2 protein-coding genes are annotated in these 798 nt (G+C 69.5%); both read right to left on the reverse strand.

Annotated elements, in window-relative coordinates; translation table 11 throughout:
- A partial coding sequence (locus U4Z64_RS37320; RefSeq protein WP_321822684.1) for an alpha-E domain-containing protein occupies positions 1–506 on the reverse strand: 506 nt, incomplete at its 3' end.
- 64 nt (positions 507–570) lie between these two features.
- On the reverse strand, positions 571–798 hold a 228-nt coding region (locus tag U4Z64_RS37325; protein ID WP_321822685.1), incomplete at its 5' end, for a circularly permuted type 2 ATP-grasp protein.

Here is a 798-nt window from a genome sequence, read left to right on the forward strand (position 1 = left end):
CGCTCGACGAACGCGCCGATCTGCGCGAAATCGAAGATCTCGTTGCGCAGCATCGTGCTGTAGAAGCTGCCGAGGATCAGCGCGGTTTCGCGCTTCACTTCGTCGAGCACCGCCGGCAGCCCGCTCTCCGGCACCGGCTGCGCGAGCGCCTGGCGCAGCGCGAGCCAGGCGCCGTTCACGCTCTCCCACGCCTCGCGCGTGAGCGCCGTGCGCACCATCCGCGCGTTCGAGCGCGCGGCCTCGATGCACGACAGCACACTCGACGGGTTGTCGCGGTCGCGCAGCAGATAGTCGGTCACGGTATCGGCGGCATACGCGTCGTACTTCTGACGATAGCCGTCGTCCGCGCCCGAGCTGACCAGCACCGACGACCATTCGGCCGGCGCGTCGGACGTGCGCGTGAGCGCCATCCGCAGCCCGGCATCGACGATGCGCGCGATGTTCTCCGCGCGCTCGATATAGCGGTACATCCAGTAAAGACCGCTCGCAGTTCGTCCCAGAAGCATCTCGTGTCCACTCCGTCTTCGTTCGGTTCGCGCGCCGGCTGCGGCGGGCGCGGTCGTGCCCGGCTCAGTCGGCCAGCACCCAGGTGTCCTTGGTGCCGCCGCCCTGGCTCGAGTTGACGACCAGCGAGCCTTCCTGCAGCGCGACGCGCGTGAGCCCGCCCGGCGTGATGCGGATCCGGTCCGACACCAGCACGAACGGCCGCAGGTCGACGTGGCGCGGCGCGAGGCCGGCTTCGGTCAGGATCGGCGTCGTGGACAACGCCAGCGTGGGTTGCGCGATGTAGTTCGCGGG

The sequence above is a fragment of the Burkholderia sp. BCC1996 genome (assembly GCF_905339955.1).
In the GTDB taxonomy this organism is placed as follows: Bacteria; Pseudomonadota; Gammaproteobacteria; order Burkholderiales; family Burkholderiaceae; genus Burkholderia.